Source organism: Azohydromonas aeria, from assembly GCF_009760915.1.
Classification (GTDB): domain Bacteria; phylum Pseudomonadota; class Gammaproteobacteria; order Burkholderiales; family Burkholderiaceae_C; genus Azohydromonas; species Azohydromonas aeria.
This window is the reverse complement of sequence record NZ_VIDQ01000061.1, coordinates 25,045-43,978: the sequence shown is the minus strand read 5'-3', so window position 1 is coordinate 43,978 and position 18,934 is coordinate 25,045. Positions and strand designations below refer to the sequence as shown.

The following is an 18,934-nucleotide window of genomic DNA, read 5'->3' as shown; positions in this document are numbered from 1 at the left end:
GGCAAGGCAAGGCAAGGCAAGGCAAGGCAAGGCAAGGCAAGGCAAGGCAAGGCAAGGCAAGGCAAGGCAAGGCAAGGCAAGGCAAGGCAAGGCAAGGCAAGGCAAGGCAAGGCAAGGCAAGGCAAGGCAAGGCAAGGCTGTACCTTCAGCGTAATGCTGCCGCTGACGTTGGCTGGCAATCACACATGATATTTCCGGATAGTCACCCTGTCTTACACTCGGCTTTCTGAGGCTGCAGACTGTCTTGGCGGGTCGTGCTGTCAGAGCACCTGGCGGTGTTCATTGTCTGGTTACGGCGTTCCTGCCGGACCGGGCCAGCTGAGTGTTGAAAGCAAGGACAGAAGGGATGGCGCAGCCGGACTCCGGTACCGCGGGGCTGGCGGCCCCATGCAAGACGTGGCGCTTTGGCCGCTGGCAAGTTACGCGGGCCACCGTGTGCGCCATCGCGCTGACCGCGGTAGTCGGGATCACTGCGCTGTGGAGCATCCTCAAGCTGCGCGACGATGCGCGCTGGGTGGCGCACTCGCATGAGGTGCTGGACTCGCTGGGGCAGGTGCTGGGCCTGACCGTAGATGCCGAGACTGCGCAGCGCGGGTACATGCTCACCGACGACATCAGCTACCTGCAGCCCTACCGGCATGCCGCGCGTGCGAGCCTGATGGAGCTCGATCGGCTGCGACGCTTGATCGCCGGCAACCCAGGGCAGCTCGGCAACTACGCCGCGCTGGCAGCGCTGAGTACCAAGCGTATGGCTTTGGTCGATGAAGTGATCGATCTGCGCATGAGCCGCGGGTATGCAGCGGCGCGCGAACTGGTAGGCCGAGGCGAGGGCAAGCGGCTGCAGGACGAGATCCGCGTGCTGGTGGCGCAGATGCGTGCCGAGGAGCAGCGGCTTCTGGACGAACGCGAGCGGCAGTCCGAGTTCAGTACTCAGTTGGCGGCATTCAGCATTGTCCTGGGCGTGCTGCTGTCCATGGTCATCGCGGTGGCCACGTCGGTGCAGCTGGAGGCGCGCAATGCTGAGCTGCGTCGCGCCAACGCCGCCAAGAGCGAATTCCTGGCCAGCATGAGCCACGAGATCCGCACGCCGATGAACGCCATCGTGGGCCTGACGCAGCTGCTGGCGCGCGACGGACTGCCCTTCGGGCAGCTCGACATGGTGCGGCGCATCGAGGCAGCCGGGCGCTCGCTCACCGCGCTGATCAACGACATCCTGGACCTCTCCAAGATCGAGGCCGGCCAACTGCGGCTGCAGCGGCGCGCCTTCGCGCTGGCGCCGCTGCTGTCCCAGCTGGAGAGCCTGCTGGGGCCGTCGGCGCATGCTAAAGGCGTGCCGCTGCGCTTCGAGCTGCCGGCGGCCGGGCTGGACAAGGAGTTGGAGGGCGACGAGCAGCGCCTGGAGCAGGTGCTGCTCAACCTCGTGGGCAATGCCATCAAGTTCACCGAGCATGGCGAGGTGGTGGTGCGCACGCGCGTCGTGTCGCAGGACGCGCAACGCCTCGTGCTGCGCTTCGAGGTGAGCGACACAGGCATCGGCATCGGAGAGGAAACGCTGAGCAGGCTGTTCAAGCCCTTCACGCAGGCCGAGACCGGGGCGCTGCGGCGCTACGGCGGCACGGGCCTGGGGCTGTCGATCTGCAAGCGGCTGGTCGAGCTCATGGGAGGGCGCATCGGCGTGGACAGCACGCTGGGGCTGGGCAGCACCTTCTGGTTCGAGCTGCCCTTCGGACGCGGCGCGGGCGTCGAGTCGCCTGTCGCCGTCTACGCCCAGCAGCCGGTGACTGCACCGCAGCGGCCGCGCCTGGAGGGGCTGCACGTGCTGACCGTGGACGACAACGAGACCAACCTGCTCATCACCGAGCGCGCGCTGTGCCTCGAAGGCGCACGCGCCACCCTGGCGAGTGACGGCCTGCAGGCGGTCCAGGCACTGCGCGCCCCCGGGGCGGCCATCGACGCCGTGCTGATGGACATGCAGATGCCGGTGATGGACGGCCTCACCGCGACGCGCACCATCCGCCGCGAGCTGGGCCTCACCGATGTGCCGATCATCGTCTTCTCCGCCTCGGTGCTGCCGCAGGAGCGCGACCAGGCCATGGCCGCCGGCGCCACCGATTTCCTGAGCAAGCCCGTGGACATCGAGCAGCTGGTGGCGGTGCTGTCGCGCCACTGCCGCGGCGCGGCCAGTGTCGAATCCTCGGCTGCCGGCCCCGCTCGCGAGCCCGCGGCGGTGTCGTGACGGACGGCACAGCCACTTTCTTTGATTCAATGAACTCTTCCAGTCATCAGCGCCCGCGGGCGCTGGTCGTCGACGACGATACCTCCGCGCGGCTGATGCTTCGTGCCACGCTCGCGCGCGTGGGCATCGATTGCGAGGCCGCAGGCGATGGTGCCGCCGCCATCGCGGCCTTCACCGCCTCGCTGCCTGACCTCGTGCTGCTCGACATCGGCCTGCCCGACATGAACGGCCTTAGCGTGTGCCGCCTGTTGCGCTCGCGCCCGGGCGGTGCGGAGATCCCGGTGCTCGTGCTCACCGGGCACGACGATGCAACCTCGGTGGCCCAGGCCTACGACGCCGGCGCGACCGACTTCATCGCCAAGCCCATTAACTGGGAGATCCTGGCGCACCGGCTGCGTTACGTCCTGCGCTCGGCGCAGGCACTGCGCGATGCGGCCCAGAGCCGCGAGCGGCTGGCGCAGGCGCAGCGCGCGGCGGGCCTCGGCAGCTGGGAGTGGGACGTGGCCCGGGACTCGGTGCAGGCCTCGCCGGAAGCGCTGCGCATCCTGGAGCACGAGGGGCTGCCGCCGGTGGACTCGGGCTTCGATGCCTTCTTCGCGATGTTGGCGCAGGGCGACCGGCAGCAGTGGCGGCAAGCATTGCTCGCGGCCGCCGACGCCAGGAGCGCGACCGTCGAGGCCGACTACGCGGTCGGGGTGCGGCCGGGCACGCCGCGGCGCGTGGTTCGCTTGTGCGGCCGCGCCCGCCGCACCGCCACCGCGGCCTTGACCGTGCACGGCACCGTGCAAGACGTGACCGAGCGGCACGTTGTGCAGGAGCGCATCCGGCACCTGGCCTACCACGACAGCCTCACCGGGCTGCCCAATCGCGCCTGGCTGCAGGAGCGCATCGCGCAGGCGCTGCAGAAGTCAGGGGAGGGCAGCCCTGGGCTCGCGCTGATGTTGCTGGATCTCGACGAGTTCAAGCGCATCAACGACACGCTGGGCCACTCGGTGGGCGACCAGTTGCTGTGCTCCGTGGCGCAGCGCCTGAAGCACCGGCTGCGGCGGGACGACGGCGTGGCCCGCATCAAGCCGCCCGTGCCGGGCGCTGGCGATGCGGTGCTGTCGCGGCTGGGCGGCGACGAGTTTTGCATCGTGGCCGAGGGCGTCACCAGCGCCGAAGGTGCGGCCACGCTGGCCGAGCGGGTGCTGCGAGCCTTCAGCGAGCCCTTCATGCTGGCCGAGCACGCCACGCTGGTGACGCCCAGCCTGGGCATCGCGCTGCATCCACAGGACGCGCTGGACGCCGAAGAGCTGATGCGGGCGGCCGACATGGCGATGTACGACGCCAAGAGAAGGGGCCGCAACCGCTTCAGCTTCTACAGCGCCTCGATGAGCGAGCGCATGGCGCAGCGGCTGGCTGTCGAGCACGAGTTGCGCCATGCGCTGGAGCACGACGAGCTGGTGTTGCACTACCAGCCCATCGTGGCCGCTACTACCCGCGCCATCGTTGCGCTGGAAGCCCTGGTGCGCTGGCAGCATCCCAGACGCGGACTGCTCATGCCGGCGTACTTTATCGAGACAGCCGAGGAGTCGGGGCTGATCGTGCCCCTGGGCCAGTGTGTCATGCGCCAGGCCTGCCGGCAAAGCTCCGCATGGCGTGCGCAGGGCCTGGAGCCGCCGCCCATCTCCGTCAACGTCTCCAGCGAGCAGTTCAGCCGCGAGGACTTCATGCCCGCGCTGGGCGCGCTGCTGCGCGACACCGGCGTGGACCCGGCCGGGTTGAAGCTGGAGATCACCGAGAGCGTGCTCATGCGCGACGTCGAGGTCAGCCTGCGTAACCTGGCGCAGGCCAGGGCGCTGGGCGTGCAGCTGTCCATCGACGACTTCGGCACCGGGTACTCGTCGCTGTCCTATCTCAAGCGCTTCCCGGTGGACGAGCTCAAGCTCGATCGCTCGTTCGTGGCCGAGATTGCCGATGACCTCCGCAGCGCCGCCATCGCCGGCGCGGTCATCGAGCTGGCCCGCAAGCTCGGCCTGACCGTGGTGGCCGAGGGCATCGAAAACGAGCAGCAGGCCACGCTGCTGTGGCAGATGGGCTGCACCCGGGCGCAGGGCTACCGCTTCCACCGTCCGCAGCCCGTGGCCGCGGTGACCGCACTGCTCCAGTCCCGCGGCCGCCCCTAGCCGCGGCACCCGGGCCGGGCTGGCTCGGAATTCAAAAATTCGGCCGAAGCTCATGGCGCGATCGGCATGCGCTGTGGATCGCTGGTTCAACGGACAGGCATGAGCTTCTGTCAGGACCGGGACTTGGCAACAGGCCTGACCAGGGCCTGCAGCACCCTCAGGATGCGGCGCCACTTGTGAGGCTGGCTGTCGTGGCGCTCCTCGGTCTTGACACGTTCGCAAACCCCCACCACCCAGCCCGCTTGCCAATATGCCGCCTCCTTGGAGCCAGGCGGATACGGGCATCGACTGCCCACGCGCTGCCCTGCGGCAAAGCCTTCTGCTCTTAGCGTCCGCTTGTCTCCTGCCATGCTCCTGCCTTGCTGCCGCCCGGCGTGGCTCAACGGTGCGCCGTCCGTTGCCGCGAGTTGAGCCAGCTTACGCCTCAAGCGCCGACATTTCACAAGGCGCGCTGCTGCTGCGACGTCCCGGTTGGAGCAGGCGAGCCAAGGGCACTGGTGTCGGCGATCCCACCGTAAAGACCTGTTTCCGAGCGCCAGCCTGTGCCCTCTACAACCAGGGTTTGGACTTACGTGGTTTCCGGGTTGGCTCCCAACCTCAAGGGAACAACAATTGCTGCATCGCAGCAAGTCCAGAAGTGAACGGTGTTCGTCGGCTGTGAAGCTGAACGAGCACCCTTTGGCCTGGCACTCACGACCAAAAGACCGATCATGGAAAACACCTCGATGTTTCGCCTTTCTCCGGAGGGGCCGCCTGCTGAATACCTGTCGGCCATGGCTGACCTGGAACAGCGCGCCTGGCGTGGTGAATTGACGCTGGGACAGGTGCGCAGCGAGATCTTCGCGCTGCGCGAGCGTTTTGGTGCCGAGGCAGCACTCGTGATGCAGTGGGCTGCCAAGTCTCGTTGATTGCTGGCTGCCTGAATTAGTCGGCCGCTGGTGTAGTTGCGCAGCAAACGGCACAACCAGACCATGAACATCGCAGTCCGTGGACAAAAGGCGCAGCGAGTTGGGTACTGCTGCTACTGGGCGATGGTCTGCTGACAGGACAATTCCGCATAGGCGTTCCACACTGCCTCCTTCATGCTGGTCAGCGTGCGCTCCTCTTCTGTCGTGTCGTAACCCAGGCGCTTCAACTCCTTGATCCACGTTGCCTGCGTCGCTGCCGGGCCTTCGCTTTCCCTGGCCAGTCGCTGGGCCCTCTCCAGCGCAGTCTCGTACTGCTGCATCTTCTCGCCGTCCTTGTTGCTGACCTTGTAGCAGGCCAGTCCTTGAGACCCATGAGCATGCCGGCCCTGCAACACGAATTTCAGCTCCAATCCTTTTCTTGGGGGTCACGTTGAGCAGGCGCTGACGCAGCAGTGGTCGATCGATCCGACACGACCGTCATGTTCATTTCGCGCTCACTGCTCCTGTAGGATTGCCTTTTGACGGAAGACCTCTGCATACTCCAGGCTTATCAAGGGCAGGGAGACTTGCGACATACAGTCCCAGAATGCTGGCATCCGTGTCGCTTTCCTGAGGCTCATGCCACCACCACTACCGCTGTCTGCCTGCATGTTGGCGATGCGTTGGCGCCTCACTGCAGCGGCCTGAGCCACGTCATCATCGCAGTGCCGGATGAAGCCGCTCCTGTACGGCATCAAGCAGCGCTTGTGCTTTGGTCGTGTCGTAGCGCAGTCGCTGCATTTCAGCTGTTCGAGCAACCTGAGCCGCCCCCTGCTTTTCGGTCTCGATGACGCAGTACCTGGTTCTTTGCAGCGGCAATCTCCAGGCGGGTCCATCTGCAGTTCCTGTGCTTGCCAGAGCGCGCAATGCGCAGCACGGCGCTTTCACCGGGTGGGGCGGAATCATTTTCCACAGGCAACGGCGGATTGACGTGGGTGCAGCATCGCGCAGCACCGGTGCGACATGGCCCATGTGCTCCAACGCATCGTGGAGTTTCAAGCCCAGGAGGGTCCTGCGCAGCCGTGCACGCGGTGTCATCCCGCCATCCGTCGGGCAAGCTTGTTTTTGTGGGTGCCACCTCAAGCCACCATGCCGGTGGGGTACTACGCCACCTGGGACCAAGAAGCTGCCGGCGCAGACAGCGCTTCCTGATCCAGGGCACGGCTGGGCTGCTTGCTGCCGAGCCAGCACCAATCGACCCGTTCCCCAACCAGCAACAACGCCCGGGGCCAACGCTCGCTGTGGCGTCGGCTCGAGCTGTGTGCGGGCAGCCAGGCCGCTGAGCGACATTGGTGAGGAAGAGAAGCGCTGCGCTTGGCTGCAAGGTGCCGTTGAAGTGCAGGTGTCGCCAAGGAGGAACCGCGATGGTTCATCCAGTTGCCACATCAACGAAGTGCGCAGCGGTATCTGGTGCAGGGCAACACGTTGCCGTGCGGCACTGCCATGCTCGGCAAGGAGCGCTTCGTGGACCTAAGACCGCAGGGCGGCGCTGCAGTCCCGGGGGCCATGGCGCACCAGGTTCACTGCCATGCCTGGGAAACCACATCACTGGGCGCGGTCCAGACATGGCCCATGAGCCTGCGTGCTGCCGTGGCGCAATGCCTGGCCAGTGGCCGTCCCAGCCTGCTGTGGTGGGGGCCGCAGCTGCTGCAGATTCCCAACGACGCAGCCTGTGCACTGCTCGATGCCGGGCACACGGCCCTGGGCGTGCCCGCTGCCCAGGCCTGGCACGATGCCTGGACGCCGCTGTCGCCGCTGCTGGAGCGGGTCATGCACACGGGCGAGCCCGTCGTGGCGCGCGAGCTTGGCGCAGTCGCCGCGAACATGGGCGCGCCATGGTCGCTGGGCCTGGCACCGCTGCATGACGAAGCAGGCCGCGTTGCGGGCGTGCTGGCCACGCTGCTGGAGTCGACGGCATTGGCGCACGAACACCGGCACCAGCTGCGCCTCATGGCTGACGCGGTACCGCAGATCCTGTGGATCACGGATGCAGAGGGCGCCACGCTCTACGTCAACCAGCGCTGGACCGAGTACGCCGGTGTGCCCATCGGAGCGGCGACTTCCGTTGGCGATGTGGCGCGTTTCATCCATCCGGACGACGTGCGCCCGAGTGCCATGGTCTTCAATGAGGCCCGTCGCGAGGGACGTCCCTACGAGACCGAGATGCGGCTTCGCTCGGCCAGCGGCCAGTGGCGCTGGTTTCTCGTGCGTGCGGCGCCCTACCGTGATCCGGCCAGTGGGCAGATCCTGCGCTGGTTCGGGGTATCGGTGGACATCCATGACAGGCGCGTGGCCGAACAGGCGTTGCGCGAGAGCGAGGCACGGTTTCGCGCCATCGCGGACCTGGTGCCCGACTTGCTGTGGAGCAACGACGCTGGTGGGCGCGTCCAGTGGTTCAATGGACGCTGGAGCGAGTACACCGGCCAGGACATGAGCCAGGCACTGGGTCTGGGCTGGCTGGTGGTCATCCACCCCGAAGACCGGCCTGCGTCGCTGCAGCGCTGGCACCAGGCGCTGCAGGCACGGACAAGCTTCGTGGCCGAGCACCGCATCCGCCGCCACGATGGCGCCTGGCGCTGGCACCTGGCGCGCAGCGAGCCCTGTTTCGATGCCCAAGGTCACGCTTCGCTCTGGTTCGGCACGGCCATTGACGTGCATGACCAGTACTGCACCCAGCAGCAGCTGGAGCAGCGCGTGCAACAACGCACGGCCGAGCTGCGTTTGATCCTCGACACGGCCGCCAGCGCCATCGTGGCCGCGGACGCCGCAGGGCGTATTACCCTGCTCAATCCGGCTGCGGAGCGCATGCTGGGCCTGCCCGCTGCAAAGGCGATGGGACGAGAGGTGCTGGAGTTCCTGCTGGTGGAGGAACTGCGTGCCGATGCCCACTGGCTGCCGGCGGAGCTGGTGGGCCTGCTGGCGCCCGGCACAAACGGCAACACCAGCGACCGACGGGCACGGCACCGGGGCGAATTCACCTGCGTGCGCGTTGACGGCACACGGTTTCCCGCCCTGGTGAGCTTCGGCATGCTGGGCGCTGACCAGGGAGCCGCTGCTGGATTCATCGCCAGCATCACCGATCTCAGCGAGCGCAAGGCGATGGAGGAGACGCTGCGCCAGCGCACCCGCGAGGCCGAGGCTGCCAGCCAGGCCAAGAGTGCGTTCCTGGCCCACATGAGCCACGAGTTGCGCACGCCGCTCAATGCCGTTATCGGGCTCAGCGAGCTGCTGCTGCAGCGTCAGCTGCCCCAGGACATGGTGCGCTTTGTCGGCCCCATCCGCCAGGCCGGCGAGCAACTCCTGGCGCTGATCGATGACGTGCTGGACCTCTCGCGTATCGAGTCGGGCGTGATGCAGCTGGAGGAAGCCGTCTTCGAACCCGCAGCGGTGCTCGATGCCGTGTGCGCGCTCATGCAGCCCCAGGCCGATGCCAAGGGGCTCGAGCTGCGGCTGCAGGCCGCGCCCGAACTGCCGGCGCGGCTGCGCGGCGATCCGCTGCGGCTCAAGCAGGTGCTGCTCAACCTGCTGAGCAACGCCGTGAAGTTCACTCACGAGGGCCTCGTCACGCTGCGTGCCTTGCCACTGGCGAACGAAGGCTCACACGTGACATTGCGCTTCGAGGTGCAGGACACGGGGATCGGCATCACGGCGCAGCAGCAGGCCTGCATCTTCGAGCCGTTCATGCAGGCCGACAGCACCACGACGCGGCGCTTCGGCGGCACGGGACTGGGGCTGTCCATCGTGCGCCGCCTGGTCGACATGATGGGCGGCACGCTGGCCGTGCAAAGCCAACCGGCGCAGGGCAGCATCTTCAGCGTGGAATTGCCCTTCGGGCTGGTGTAGCCGGCAAGCAGAACTCCGGAGCGCCGGCCGTCCACTCTGTCCGAGGAGCAGGTGCGACACAAACATTTCACAAGTGCCGGGGCACAAGCTCTTAATGGCAGGCCTCGTTTGTCGAAGGTTCCTATGGGAAAAGTCAATCGTGGAAGAATTTCTACGCGACGTTGCTCACGATTGCCTGAACAAGGTCGGCACCCGAATTCATGGCTTTGATTTATTGAAATTCTGAGAAGGTGTTTCGTGCGCTCAGCAGTATGACGGTGCCGGTTTATTGTGGGGCTCTGATGTGCAACACATTTGCGCTCCGAAGCATGAAACAAAAACGCCTGCGCAGGAAATTACAAGAGCTCCCCTCTCAGAGCGTTGGTGGAAGACAATATGTCGATCGACAAGAAGAAGATCTGGATGGAAGGCTTCCATGCGGGTCAATCCATGGACAGCAAGCTTCCCTATCCCAGTGGCACAGCAGAGGCCAGAGCATGGCTGGAAGGGTGGGTACAAGGCATTCATGCCAATGGCCAGTCAGTGGACAAACATGAAAACCGTGCCTTCAACGACAGCGATCTCCAAGGGGGCAAGGACACCCGAGAAATAGCGCAACCGCGACCAAGCATCTGGAAAAGATTCATCGAGAGTTTGCTGAAATGACAATGCAAGCACCGATCAATCGATAGTTGCAAGCCACTCTTGCTTCCATGCACACCTCGTGGCGTGCTTGCCGCTATTCCGTGTGATGTCACCCAGTTTTTCTTTGAGCATTTTATCGAACCATTGCCTTGTGCGTGCACTTTGCACTTTGAGCAAAGTATTTTTCAGGCCAGTGCCGCCAGTGCTGATAAACGCAAACAGCGGGAAGGACGTCCATGTCTGTGCTTTACCAGCGAGCTGAGGGAATATGCAGCAGCACCATATCGACTTGCCTTCAACCGCTGCGCAGTGTGATCGGGCTGCCCGATTGAAAAAAAGGCCAGTGCTGTGCTCGATATTCAAACTGCTCTCATAACGATGCTGGCTGGAGTGTTCGCCAGCGCCGTCGCGCTTCCGATCCTGGTAGGTACACGCAGCAGCCCAGGCGCTCGCTGGATGATTGGCGCGGCCGTGTTGCAGGCCCTGGCCTGGGTCGCCCTGTTGCTGGCACGCGCGGTCCACGACCGGTTTCTGTCCACCCTGTGGATCACGCTGCTGGGTGCGAGCCTCGTGTCGATCTGGCATGCTATCGACTGCTGGCTGGAGCGTCGTCCCGGGTGCAATTTCGTGCGGGCCGTGGCGTTCCTCACCCCCATGGGCTACGGGCTGGGCTTTGACAGCTACGCCTGGCGCGTAGGCTGGTCCAACGCCGGGTTGGCTGCGATGCTGGGTGCCATCGTGCTGGCCTGTGCCTGGCCGGCCGGCAAGAAAGGGCGCCGCTGGCGCGGTGTGGTGCTCGTCGCCGCCGCCGCGCTGATGGTGGTGACGCTGGGTCGCGGCATCCTGGGCGCTTTCTTCACTTCGCTGTACCCCGAGTTGCGCACCCCGCACCCGCTCAACGTCGCCGGGGCGGTTCTGCAGCACGTGGCGTTGGCACTGATCACGATGGCGTTGCTCGCGGCTTGGCACGAGGAAGCCAGCGCAGCGCTGCAGCAGCTGGCCATCACCGATGGCCTGACCGGGCTGCTCAACCGGCGTGGCGCCATGGAGCACGCCGGGCTGGCGTTCGCGATGGCACGCCGCCACCATGAGCCGCTGGCCCTGATCCTAGTGGACCTGGACCACTTCAAGCGCATCAACGATACGCTGGGCCACGAGATGGGCGACAAGGTGCTGCAGCTGACGGCCGAGCACTTGCGGCTGTGCCTGCGCCAGACCGACTTGAGCTGCCGCTGGGGTGGTGAGGAGTTCCTGGTGGTGCTGCGGCACTGCGACCAGGCACAGGCCATGGAAGTGGACGCCAGGCTGCGTACGCTCTTGCAGCGTGCGGGGCAGGCGCAACTGGGCAGCCCGGTGAGCTTCAGCAGTGGGTTGGCACTGTTGCAGGACGCCGACATGGACCTGGATGCGCTCCTGCGCCGAGCCGACACGGCGCTGTATGCAGCCAAGCGGGCCGGCCGCGACAGGCTGTGTATCAGCGGTACGGATTGACCGGCGAGCCGGCGCTTCAGTGCAGCCGTTGGCCAAGAGACACTCGATGAGCGCGTCCCGAGGCAGCGCCCAAGTTATTAGCAGGAACCCTGCGAGGTCAGCACCGCTTGCCTTTGGCCGGGTATGGTCTCCTGGGAGAATCGGTAGCTTGCCCGGCGTGTCTTGTTGAAGGCTTACACGGGCTGCAACCTCTTGTCCCGCGCCCATGCCCATCCATCTGCAGACCCCGCTCGTCGAATCCGATGCCTTTAGCCACTCCGGCCAACGTGTCTGGCTAAAGCTGGAGGCGCTGCAGCCCAGTGGCTCGTTCAAGCTGCGCGGCGTCGGGCATGCCTGCGAGGTGCACGCCGCCCGCGGTGCGCGGCGCCTGCTGTCGTCCTCGGGCGGCAACGCAGGGCACGGGGATGTCGCCAGGGAAACAAGTTCGGCAGCAGGCGGACTGCGATCGCGTGCTGGTGGCCACGAACGCCAGGCCGGCAGCATCGGGTGTCATGACACCGAGGGAGAATCCACTGCACACCGCACCTGCGGACAACAAAAGGTTCAGTGAGAGAGGGAGTTCCATGGAAACCATCGCGGCACTGCTTGCGCTCGCGGTCCTGGCCGTGCCTGTCGCAACGGCTGGCGTCGGCATGATCGATCAGCGGCCCAAGGCTGGCCCTGCACTGCTGTGGTCGAGCATCGGCACCATCGTTGCGGTGGAGTGCCTGTTGGCGTTGAGGCTGCTGCTGTAGACCTTCATCCGCGCCAGATCAGTTCTCGCCGTCGGCCAGCCGCCCATCCAGTTCAGCGCGAGCGTACCGGAGGTGTTTGCACATGTCCTGCAGCTCGGCCCACTCGGCGGCCGTGTTGTGCTGCGCGCGGCTCAACTCCGCGATCAGCTCCAGCTGCGCAGTTACTTGGCGCTCCGCCTCGATGACGCGCCGCCTTGCCCTTTCCAGGGGCGTCTCGTACGACTGCATCGGACGTTCTCAAGCCGTCGCCGCGCCCCAATGCGGCCAGTCCCGCACGGGCTTCACCGTGTACACCCACGCCGCCGCCTGTATGGCGTTGCTCCACGTCAGCCACGTTGGGTTATCGCGCTCGTTGAGGGGAAACCACGTCTCGCCGTCGATGACGCGGACTATGGTGAAGCCAGCGCCGCCGGCGAGCTGCTGCACGTCGATGCGGCCACGGGGCATGTCCGGGCCGTAGCCGTAGCGGCCTGGTCGGTCGGGGAGGTGGATGGTCATGGGGCTCGCCTCGCTGGGATGGCGTGCGCCGGGATCATCGCGGCCAGCAACTCCAGCGCCCGGAGTCAGGCAGCGACAGCGTTGCTGGCGGCGATGCACGACGCACGGTTGATTCTGCATTTACAGCAGCCCAGCACCGGCGTGGTCCTTGAAAAGCTCGGCGCTGCGCACGTAGCCGCTCACGGTGTCGAGGCTGCGGTGGCGGCTGACTTCCAGGAGCTTGGGCACGCCGGCGCCGGCCTCGGCAGCGCTGGTGAGAACCCCTGCGCGCAAGCTGTGCCCGCTGAAGTCCTCGGCCCTGAAGTCCGCGCGCTTGTTGACGCCGACGCTAGAATGAGCCGCCGTGCCGAGAAAGCATTGCGCCGCCCTGGATCAGGAAATTGCTCGCCCACTCAACGACTTGCATCGCAGTCCCTGGTTCAGCAGATCGTCGGCAAGTTGACAGAAAACGGCTATTGAGCCGGCAGTAACGTTCTTGAAATCCTGTCACGTCATGATCCCGCTGTGATGAAGGCAACGGACATGAGATCACTGTCGCGCGAGGCGCGGCACGAGAGGCGCGCGCAGGTGATCCGGCTGCGCGAGGCCGAGCACACCTACGACGAGATCGCAGCGCTCACGGGCCTGAGCCGCACAGGGGTGTTCGACATCTGCAAGCGCCACGCGACCAAGGGTGCTGAAGGGCTGCACGACGCCGAGGGAGGCCGCAGGGTCGGCCAGCACCGCCGGCTCGACGCCCGCCAGGAGGATGAAGTGCAGCGCCTGATCGCCGACAAGACGCCGGACCAGTTGAAGATGGTCTACGCGCTGTGGACGCGCCAGGCGGTGGCACAACTCATTGAGCAGCGCTTTGGCATCCGGTTGCCTGTGCGCACGATGGGGCTGTACCTCTCGCGCTGGGGCTTCACACCCCAAAAGCCCATGAAGAAGGCCTACGAGCAGTCGCCCGCGGCGGTGAGGAAGTGGCTGGAAGAGGACTACCCCGTCATCGCCACGCGCGCCAGGGCCGAAGGCGCCGAAATCCACTGGGGCGATGAAAGCGGGCTGCGCAGTGACGACGTGCATGGCCGTGGCTTTGCTCCCAAGGGGCAAACGCCGCTGGTGCGCGTCAACAACAAGCGCCATGGCCTGTCGGTCATCTCCACCGTTACCAACCGCGGCCAGATGCGCTGGAAGATCTTCGACGGCGCGCTCAACTCAGCCATCCTCATCGACTTCCTGCGCCGGCTCATCAAAGGCGCGCCCAAGAAGATCTTCCTCATCCTGGACAACCTGCGTGTTCACCACGCCAAGCCCGTCAAGGCATGGCTGACCAAGCATCACGAGGCCATCGAGGTGTTCTACTTGCCCAGCTACAGCCCCGAGCTCAACCCCGACGAGATGGCCAACGCGGACCTGAAGCAGGCCGTCACGAAGCTGGCGCCGGCGCGCACGAAGCTGCAACTCGTCAAGGCCACCGCACAGCACCTGCGCAGCGTGCAGCGACGGCCCGAACGCATTCGCAGCTACTTCGAGCACGAGCCGGTTCGCTATGCCGCCTGATTCAAGTTCATTGATGCCGGCTCAATAATTCTCACCCGGCGCCAACACATTGAGCCAGAGTTCCTTGGGCGATTCGTGGTTGGCTGGTTGCGACAAGCAAGCCATGCGGTACGGAGTCTCTCTGCAGGCTGATCAAGTCAGGTCTCGGCGACGGCGGCACCGGCACCCACGCGATGAGTGACCCAATTGAACAGCGGCGTGGCCAGCAGCGTAGTCAAGACCGCCATCAGCACAAGCACCGAGAACAGGCCCGGCAGGATGACTCCAGCGGCCAGGCCGATGTTGATGATGATCAGCTCCATCAGCCCGCGCGCGTTCATCAGTGCACCGATGGCCATGGCGTTGCGGCTGGACTCGCCGCTCAACCGTGCCGCGACCCAGCAGGCGAAAAGCTTGCCGCCGAACGAAGCGGCCAGGATAGCCAGCGCCGCAACAAAAATCGCTGGTTCGAACAGCATGTCCAGTCGCGTGTTCAGCCCTGAGTACGTGAAAAACATCGGCAGCAGGAACACCACGACGAAAGGCTGCAGCGCCGCACGCAGCTTCTCGGTCAGCGGCCCGCGCGGCATGACACAGCCCAGCAGGAAGCCGCCGAACACCGCGTGGATGCCGATCGCATCCATCGCGAATGCGCACAGCGAAAACATCACCAGCACCACGGCCATCAGGCTGGCAGGCAAGGGCTGGTCGGGGTGCGCCCAGCGTGCCAGCTGCCGCAGCAGCCTGCTGCCCACAAAGATCATGAACAGCGCAAACCCGATGCCGCCGCCAATGGCCACATAGGCGCCGAACCAGCTGCCGCCGAAGCTCGCCAGTACGATGGCCAGGATGCACCAGGCGGCTGCGTCGTCCACCGCGCCAGCCGTCAGTGCGAGCGTGCCCAGCGAGGTGCCCGCCAACCCGCGCTCGTGGATGATGCGTGCCAGCATCGGGAACGCGGTGATCGCGATGGCGGCGCCGAGGAAGAGCGCAGCCTCGCTCAATCGCGTCTTCTCGGCGAACAGCCCGGGAACGGTGTGCAGCCATGGCGTCAGCGCAAATGCCAGGGTGAACGGCAGCACGATGCCCGCGACCGACACCGACATCGCGCTGCGTGCACGTGACTTGAAGTGGTCGGCCCGGAACTCCATGCCGACGAGGAACATGTACAAGCCCACGCCGAGTTGGGCTACGACGTAGAGCATCGCCATGGTCGGCTTGGGGAAGAGGGCCTGCTGGACGCCGGGTAGAAGCAAGCCGAACAACGAGGGGCCGAGCATGACGCCGGCGATCATCTCGCCCACGACCTGCGGCTGGCCCAGGCGTTGCGCCAGGCGCCCCACCAGTTGCGACACCAGGACGATGACTGCCGCCTGTGCGAAGAAGTAGACCGAGTATTGCGAGGTGGGCATTGCAGTGGGCAGGTGACGCTATCGATGTCCGGGCGGCGCGGGATTATGGGCTTTGCCGTTTGCACGCATGGCTTGCCGCCCAGTTCATCAGACCTGCCCATCGGCACTGCGGTTGCACCAGGGGGGGCACGGCAGGAGGCCCTCTCTGGCCTTCCCGGCATCTGGCACGGTGTGACCAACTGCGCACCGGCCGAGCAGAGGGGCAAGGCACAATTGCGCTTCCACATGTCCCCGCGGCGGCCATGGCCTTCCGTTTCCCTATACCGACTGCTGTTTGCCCGTCCCGCCGAGAACTCTAAATGACCGCTTCTTCCCTGCAGGCGACTGAACACTGCGACGTGCTCGTCATCGGCGGCGGCCCCGCCGGCTCCACCATCGCCACGCTACTAGCGCAGCAGGGACGCGACGTGGTAATGCTGGAAAAGTCGCAGCATCCGCGCTTCCACATCGGCGAGTCACTGCTGCCAGCCAACGTGCCCCTGTTCGACAAGCTCGGGCTGCGCGGGGAGGTGGAACGCATCGGCATGCCCAAATGGGGTGTGGAATTTGTTTCGCCGCAGCACGAGCACTCCAGCTTCCTGGAATTCGGCGACGCCTGGGACAAGTCGCTGCCCTATGCTTGGCAGGTGCGGCGCTCGGAGCTGGACGAGCTCCTGTTCCGCCATGCTGCGGCGCAGGGCGCGCGCGCGCTGGAGAACTGCCGCGTGCGCGAGGTGGACTTTGATGCCGAGGGCGCCACGGTGCAGGCACAGCTCGCTGACGGCCACGAGCGCCGCTGGCGTGCGCGCTTCGTGATCGATGCGTCGGGCCGCGACACCTTCCTGGCCAACAGGATGCGCGCCAAGAAGAAGAACCCCAAGCACAACAGCTCTGCACTGTTCGGCCACTTCCGCAACGCGCAGCGTCTGCCCGGGCAGCTCGAAGGCAACATCACCATCTTCTGGTTCGCTCACGGCTGGTTCTGGTTCATTCCACTGGCCGACGGCACCACCAGCGTGGGCGCAGTGTGCTGGCCGTACTACCTGAAGTCGCGCAACAAGCCGCTTAAGGCTTTCTTTGCCGACACCATCGCCCTGTGTCCCAAGCTCGCCGAGCGGCTCAAGGACGCCACGCTGGTGGACGACGTGGTGCACGCCACGGGCAATTACTCCTATAGCGCCACGCATTGCAGCGGCGAGCGCTACCTGCTGCTAGGGGACGCCTTCGCCTTCATCGACCCGGTGTTCTCCTCAGGCGTGTTTCTAGCCATGCAAAGTGCGTTCGAGGGCGTCGATGTCGTCGCCACCTGCCTGGATCGCCCGGGCGCGGACGCCGCGCGCGCGCGGCAGCGCTTCGAGGCCATGATGCGCAAGGGCCCGCGCGAGTTCTCGTGGTTCATCTTCCGCGTCACCAACCCGACCATGCGCGAGTTCTTCATGTACCCGCAGAACATGTTCCGGGTGAAGGAGGCGCTGCTATCGCTGCTGGCTGGTGATCTCTACCGCGGCACGCCGATCTGGCGTTCGCTGCGCATCCTCAAGGCGTTGTACTACCTGGTATCGCTAGGCCATGCGCGGCGCACCTTCACCGCCTGGAAGATGCGTCGGCGAAACATCCGCGACCTCGGGCCGCTGCAGGGAGAGACCATCCAGTCATGACGACGTCGATCCTTTCCGCCGCGCCGTTGCAGGTCCGGCGCATGGCGCTTGCGGCTTGGCCGCAGTGTCTGCCCACGAACACGCTGCTCGGTGGCTTGGGCTATGGCGATGGCCCGGACGCGGTGCGCGCGCCAGTGCTGTCGGCCGCCCCGATGGTAGACGCCTGGAGCAGCGCCGGCGCGGTGCGGCAGGGCCGCAGTGGCCGGGTGCGCTGGCGCCATGACGGGCGCTGGCTCTGGGGAGCGCTGGAGATCAACGAGGCGGCAGAGGGCATCGAGCTGCAGGCACTGGTGCGCCACGCCTATGCCGACATCTTTGCCGCGCTGCAGGCCACCGGGTGCCGCCACCTGCTGCGGCTGTGGAACTACGTGCCGCGCATCAACGAGGCGCAGGACGGGCTGGAGCGCTACCGCCATTTCAACGCCGGGCGCCAACTCGCATTCCTGGACGCCGGCCAGGCGGCCTTCGAGGGAGCGCCGGCCGCCAGCTGCCTAGGCGTGCAAGGCGACCCCCTGTGCGTGCGTTTCCTGGCCGGCACGCAGGCCGCCGTGCCGGTGGAGAACCCGCGCCAAGTGCCGGCCTACCACTATCCAAGCGAATACGGTCTGCGCAGCCCGACCTTCTCGCGCGCGGCGCTGGTGCCGTTGGAGCCGGGACGAGTGGCGCTGCTGATTTCCGGCACGGCCAGCATCGCTGGCCATCTCAGCCTGCATGCGGACGATGTCGAGGCACAGACACTGGAGACCCTGCTCAACCTGCAGACGGTGATTGCCGCGGCCGGGGCGCGCTGCAGTGCACGCCTTGCGCTTCGGGACTTCGATTGCGTGGTCTACGTGCGCCATGCCGAGCACGCCGCTACGGTGCAGCACGTGCTGCAGGACCGACTGGGCGCCGATGCGCACGCCATACGCTCGGCCGTGATGCTGCAGGCCGACGTCTGCCGTGCCGACCTGCTGGTTGAGATCGAGGCGCATGGCAGCGCCGCGGGGGAGCTGATCGCATGAGGGAAAACATCATCGCCGCACCCCTGGCGCTGACCCTGATGTTGGCCGCGCCGCTGACGTGGGCGCAGTCGCAGCCGCGGTGGGAGCTGGGCATCGGCGCTGGGGTGCTGCAGCTACCGCACTACCGGGGCTCGGACCAGTCGCACACCTGGGTGCTGCCAGTGCCGTACGTTGTGTATCGCGGCGAGATACTCAAAGCCGACCGCGAAGGCGCGCGTGCCGTGCTCCTTGAAACCGACCGGCTGGACTTCGATCTCAGCTTGGCGGCCAGTCCGCCCACGCGCAGTAGCGACAACGAGGCGCGCCGCGGCATGAAGGACCTACCGCCCATGGTCGAGTTCGGTCCCAACGTCAGTTGGACCTTGGGTCGCGGCCAGGGCTGGAAGCTCGACCTGCGGCTGCCCGTGCGCGCCGCGCTGGGCGTAGGCTCCAACGGCGGCTTCAAGGGCTGGGTCGCCACGCCGCAGCTCAACCTCGACCTGACCGACCTGAGCGGCTGGCGCGTCGGGCTGGCGGCGGCGGCCATCGCGCAGGACCAGCGCTACAACCAGATGTTCTACGGCGTCTCCGTGGCGGAGGCCGCGCCAGGGCGCCCGACCTACCGCCCCGGCGGCGGCGCGGCCGGTGGGTACCTGCTTGGGGCCGTGTCGCGGCGCGTGGACAACTGGTGGTTGGGCGGTTTCCTGCGCTGGGACAACCTGCGCGGAGCGAGCTTCCTGGACAGTCCGCTGGTGCGCCAGCGCCAGCATTGGTCCGTGGGGGTGGCGGTGTCGTGGGTGTTTGCGGCGTCGGATCGACAAGTTGATGAGGACTGAGGCC

19 protein-coding genes and 1 pseudogene are annotated in these 18,934 nt (G+C 66.1%); 13 read left to right on the top strand and 7 right to left on the bottom strand.

Going from position 1 to position 18,934, the window contains the following annotated elements; all coding sequences use genetic code 11:
• The 4 genes and pseudogenes from FJ694_RS37365 to FJ694_RS26575 form a co-directional block, all read left to right on the top strand.
• Window positions 1-189, top strand: a pseudogene (locus FJ694_RS37365) (hypothetical protein); the annotation flags it as partial.
• Window positions 190-346: 157 nt separating this feature from the next.
• Window positions 347-2,236, top strand: coding sequence for a CHASE3 domain-containing protein (locus FJ694_RS26585; protein WP_198321009.1), 1,890 nt, complete (start codon window positions 347-349; stop codon window positions 2,234-2,236).
• A 29-nt stretch (window positions 2,237-2,265) separates the two neighbouring features.
• Window positions 2,266-4,404, top strand: coding sequence for a putative bifunctional diguanylate cyclase/phosphodiesterase (locus FJ694_RS26580; RefSeq protein ID WP_157270504.1), 2,139 nt, complete (start codon window positions 2,266-2,268; stop codon window positions 4,402-4,404).
• Window positions 4,405-5,114: 710 nt separating this feature from the next.
• A complete protein-coding gene (locus FJ694_RS26575) occupies window positions 5,115-5,312 on the top strand; it encodes a hypothetical protein (RefSeq protein WP_157270502.1) in 198 nt (65 codons plus the stop codon).
• A 113-nt stretch (window positions 5,313-5,425) separates the two neighbouring features.
• Here the strand turns inward: FJ694_RS26575 and FJ694_RS26570 are convergent, their stop codons facing one another.
• Both FJ694_RS26570 and FJ694_RS26565 read right to left on the bottom strand, forming a co-directional pair.
• Window positions 5,426-5,722 carry a hypothetical protein gene (locus FJ694_RS26570; RefSeq protein WP_157270500.1) on the bottom strand — a complete coding sequence of 99 codons (297 nt, stop codon included), beginning with the start codon at window positions 5,720-5,722 and terminating at the stop codon, window positions 5,426-5,428.
• 286 nt (window positions 5,723-6,008) lie between these two features.
• Window positions 6,009-6,350: a hypothetical protein gene (locus tag FJ694_RS26565; protein WP_157270499.1), complete on the bottom strand. Its 342-nt coding sequence runs from the start codon at window positions 6,348-6,350 to the stop codon at window positions 6,009-6,011.
• A gap of 573 nt (window positions 6,351-6,923) precedes the next feature.
• On the opposite strand from FJ694_RS26565, the gene FJ694_RS26560 reads away from it, so the two are divergent.
• Both FJ694_RS26560 and FJ694_RS26555 read left to right on the top strand, forming a co-directional pair.
• A complete protein-coding gene (locus tag FJ694_RS26560; RefSeq protein WP_198321008.1) occupies window positions 6,924-9,194 on the top strand; it encodes a PAS domain-containing hybrid sensor histidine kinase/response regulator in 2,271 nt (756 codons plus the stop codon).
• 375 nt (window positions 9,195-9,569) lie between these two features.
• Window positions 9,570-9,839 (top strand): ribosome modulation factor, encoded by a 270-nt coding sequence (locus tag FJ694_RS26555; protein WP_157270494.1) that lies wholly within the window; start codon window positions 9,570-9,572, stop codon window positions 9,837-9,839.
• Window positions 9,840-9,854: 15 nt separating this feature from the next.
• Here the strand turns inward: FJ694_RS26555 and FJ694_RS26550 are convergent, their stop codons facing one another.
• Window positions 9,855-10,181: a hypothetical protein gene (locus tag FJ694_RS26550; RefSeq protein WP_157270492.1), complete on the bottom strand. Its 327-nt coding sequence runs from the start codon at window positions 10,179-10,181 to the stop codon at window positions 9,855-9,857.
• Here FJ694_RS26550 and FJ694_RS26545 point away from each other — a divergent pair.
• The 3 genes from FJ694_RS26545 to FJ694_RS26535 all read left to right on the top strand — a co-directional run bounded on the left by FJ694_RS26545 (window position 10,167) and on the right by FJ694_RS26535 (window position 12,043).
• Window positions 10,167-11,309 (top strand): GGDEF domain-containing protein, encoded by a 1,143-nt coding sequence (locus FJ694_RS26545; protein ID WP_157270490.1) that lies wholly within the window; start codon window positions 10,167-10,169, stop codon window positions 11,307-11,309. The two genes, FJ694_RS26550 and FJ694_RS26545, sit on opposite strands and share 15 nt — an antisense overlap.
• A 205-nt stretch (window positions 11,310-11,514) precedes the next feature.
• Complete coding sequence (locus FJ694_RS37845) at window positions 11,515-11,859, top strand: pyridoxal-phosphate dependent enzyme (protein WP_157270482.1); 345 nt, start codon at window positions 11,515-11,517, stop codon at window positions 11,857-11,859.
• A 13-nt stretch (window positions 11,860-11,872) separates the two neighbouring features.
• Window positions 11,873-12,043: a hypothetical protein gene (locus tag FJ694_RS26535; protein WP_157270480.1), complete on the top strand. Its 171-nt coding sequence runs from the start codon at window positions 11,873-11,875 to the stop codon at window positions 12,041-12,043.
• Between the two features lie 18 nt (window positions 12,044-12,061).
• Here FJ694_RS26535 and FJ694_RS26530 read toward each other — a convergent pair whose 3' ends face one another.
• The 3 genes from FJ694_RS26530 to FJ694_RS26520 form a co-directional block, all read right to left on the bottom strand.
• Window positions 12,062-12,271 (bottom strand): hypothetical protein, encoded by a 210-nt coding sequence (locus FJ694_RS26530; protein ID WP_157270478.1) that lies wholly within the window; start codon window positions 12,269-12,271, stop codon window positions 12,062-12,064.
• 9 nt (window positions 12,272-12,280) lie between these two features.
• Entirely contained in the window at window positions 12,281-12,541 is a 261-nt protein-coding gene (locus FJ694_RS26525; protein WP_157270476.1) for a hypothetical protein, read from the bottom strand.
• Window positions 12,542-12,661: 120 nt separating this feature from the next.
• Entirely contained in the window at window positions 12,662-12,814 is a 153-nt protein-coding gene (locus FJ694_RS26520) for a site-specific integrase (protein ID WP_157270474.1), read from the bottom strand.
• 234 nt (window positions 12,815-13,048) lie between these two features.
• On the opposite strand from FJ694_RS26520, the gene FJ694_RS26515 reads away from it, so the two are divergent.
• A complete protein-coding gene (locus tag FJ694_RS26515) occupies window positions 13,049-14,083 on the top strand; it encodes an IS630 family transposase (protein ID WP_157270472.1) in 1,035 nt (344 codons plus the stop codon).
• A 137-nt stretch (window positions 14,084-14,220) separates the two neighbouring features.
• On the opposite strand, the gene FJ694_RS26510 is transcribed toward FJ694_RS26515, so the two are convergent.
• The gene (locus FJ694_RS26510) at window positions 14,221-15,474 is read right to left on the bottom strand and encodes a cation:proton antiporter (protein WP_157270470.1); all 1,254 of its coding nucleotides are present in this window, start codon (window positions 15,472-15,474) and stop codon (window positions 14,221-14,223) included.
• A gap of 299 nt (window positions 15,475-15,773) precedes the next feature.
• Here FJ694_RS26510 and FJ694_RS26505 point away from each other — a divergent pair, with 299 nt between their 5' ends.
• Genes FJ694_RS26505 through FJ694_RS26495 form a run of 3 tightly spaced genes read left to right on the top strand, consistent with a single transcriptional unit; the run spans window position 15,774 to window position 18,930 of the window.
• A complete protein-coding gene (locus tag FJ694_RS26505; RefSeq protein ID WP_157270469.1) occupies window positions 15,774-17,111 on the top strand; it encodes an NAD(P)/FAD-dependent oxidoreductase in 1,338 nt (445 codons plus the stop codon).
• Window positions 17,108-18,115 (top strand): chorismate transformation FkbO/Hyg5 family protein, encoded by a 1,008-nt coding sequence (locus FJ694_RS26500; RefSeq protein WP_157270467.1) that lies wholly within the window; start codon window positions 17,108-17,110, stop codon window positions 18,113-18,115. Before FJ694_RS26505 ends, FJ694_RS26500 begins: the two co-directional genes overlap by 4 nt.
• Window positions 18,112-18,930: a MipA/OmpV family protein gene (locus tag FJ694_RS26495; protein WP_157270465.1), complete on the top strand. Its 819-nt coding sequence runs from the start codon at window positions 18,112-18,114 to the stop codon at window positions 18,928-18,930. Before FJ694_RS26500 ends, FJ694_RS26495 begins: the two co-directional genes overlap by 4 nt.
• Window positions 18,931-18,934 lie beyond the last annotated feature (4 nt).

Bases quoted from the DNA above. Each gene is read 5' to 3' on its own strand.
- FJ694_RS26585 (WP_198321009.1), top strand. From the start codon at position 347: ATGGCGCAGCCGGACTCCGGTACCGCGGGGCTGGCGGCCCCATGCAAG.
- FJ694_RS26580 (WP_157270504.1), top strand. From the start codon at position 2,266: ATGAACTCTTCCAGTCATCAGCGCCCGCGGGCGCTGGTCGTCGACGAC.
- FJ694_RS26575 (WP_157270502.1), top strand. From the start codon at position 5,115: ATGGAAAACACCTCGATGTTTCGCCTTTCTCCGGAGGGGCCGCCTGCT.
- FJ694_RS26560 (WP_198321008.1), top strand. From the start codon at position 6,924: ATGAGCCTGCGTGCTGCCGTGGCGCAATGCCTGGCCAGTGGCCGTCCC.
- FJ694_RS26555 (WP_157270494.1), top strand. From the start codon at position 9,570: ATGTCGATCGACAAGAAGAAGATCTGGATGGAAGGCTTCCATGCGGGT.
- FJ694_RS37845 (WP_157270482.1), top strand. From the start codon at position 11,515: ATGCCCATCCATCTGCAGACCCCGCTCGTCGAATCCGATGCCTTTAGC.
- FJ694_RS26535 (WP_157270480.1), top strand. From the start codon at position 11,873: ATGGAAACCATCGCGGCACTGCTTGCGCTCGCGGTCCTGGCCGTGCCT.
- FJ694_RS26530 (WP_157270478.1), bottom strand. From the start codon at position 12,271: ATGCAGTCGTACGAGACGCCCCTGGAAAGGGCAAGGCGGCGCGTCATC.
- FJ694_RS26525 (WP_157270476.1), bottom strand. From the start codon at position 12,541: ATGACCATCCACCTCCCCGACCGACCAGGCCGCTACGGCTACGGCCCG.
- FJ694_RS26515 (WP_157270472.1), top strand. From the start codon at position 13,049: ATGAAGGCAACGGACATGAGATCACTGTCGCGCGAGGCGCGGCACGAG.
- FJ694_RS26510 (WP_157270470.1), bottom strand. From the start codon at position 15,474: ATGCCCACCTCGCAATACTCGGTCTACTTCTTCGCACAGGCGGCAGTC.
- FJ694_RS26505 (WP_157270469.1), top strand. From the start codon at position 15,774: ATGACCGCTTCTTCCCTGCAGGCGACTGAACACTGCGACGTGCTCGTC.
- FJ694_RS26500 (WP_157270467.1), top strand. From the start codon at position 17,108: ATGACGACGTCGATCCTTTCCGCCGCGCCGTTGCAGGTCCGGCGCATG.
- FJ694_RS26495 (WP_157270465.1), top strand. From the start codon at position 18,112: ATGAGGGAAAACATCATCGCCGCACCCCTGGCGCTGACCCTGATGTTG.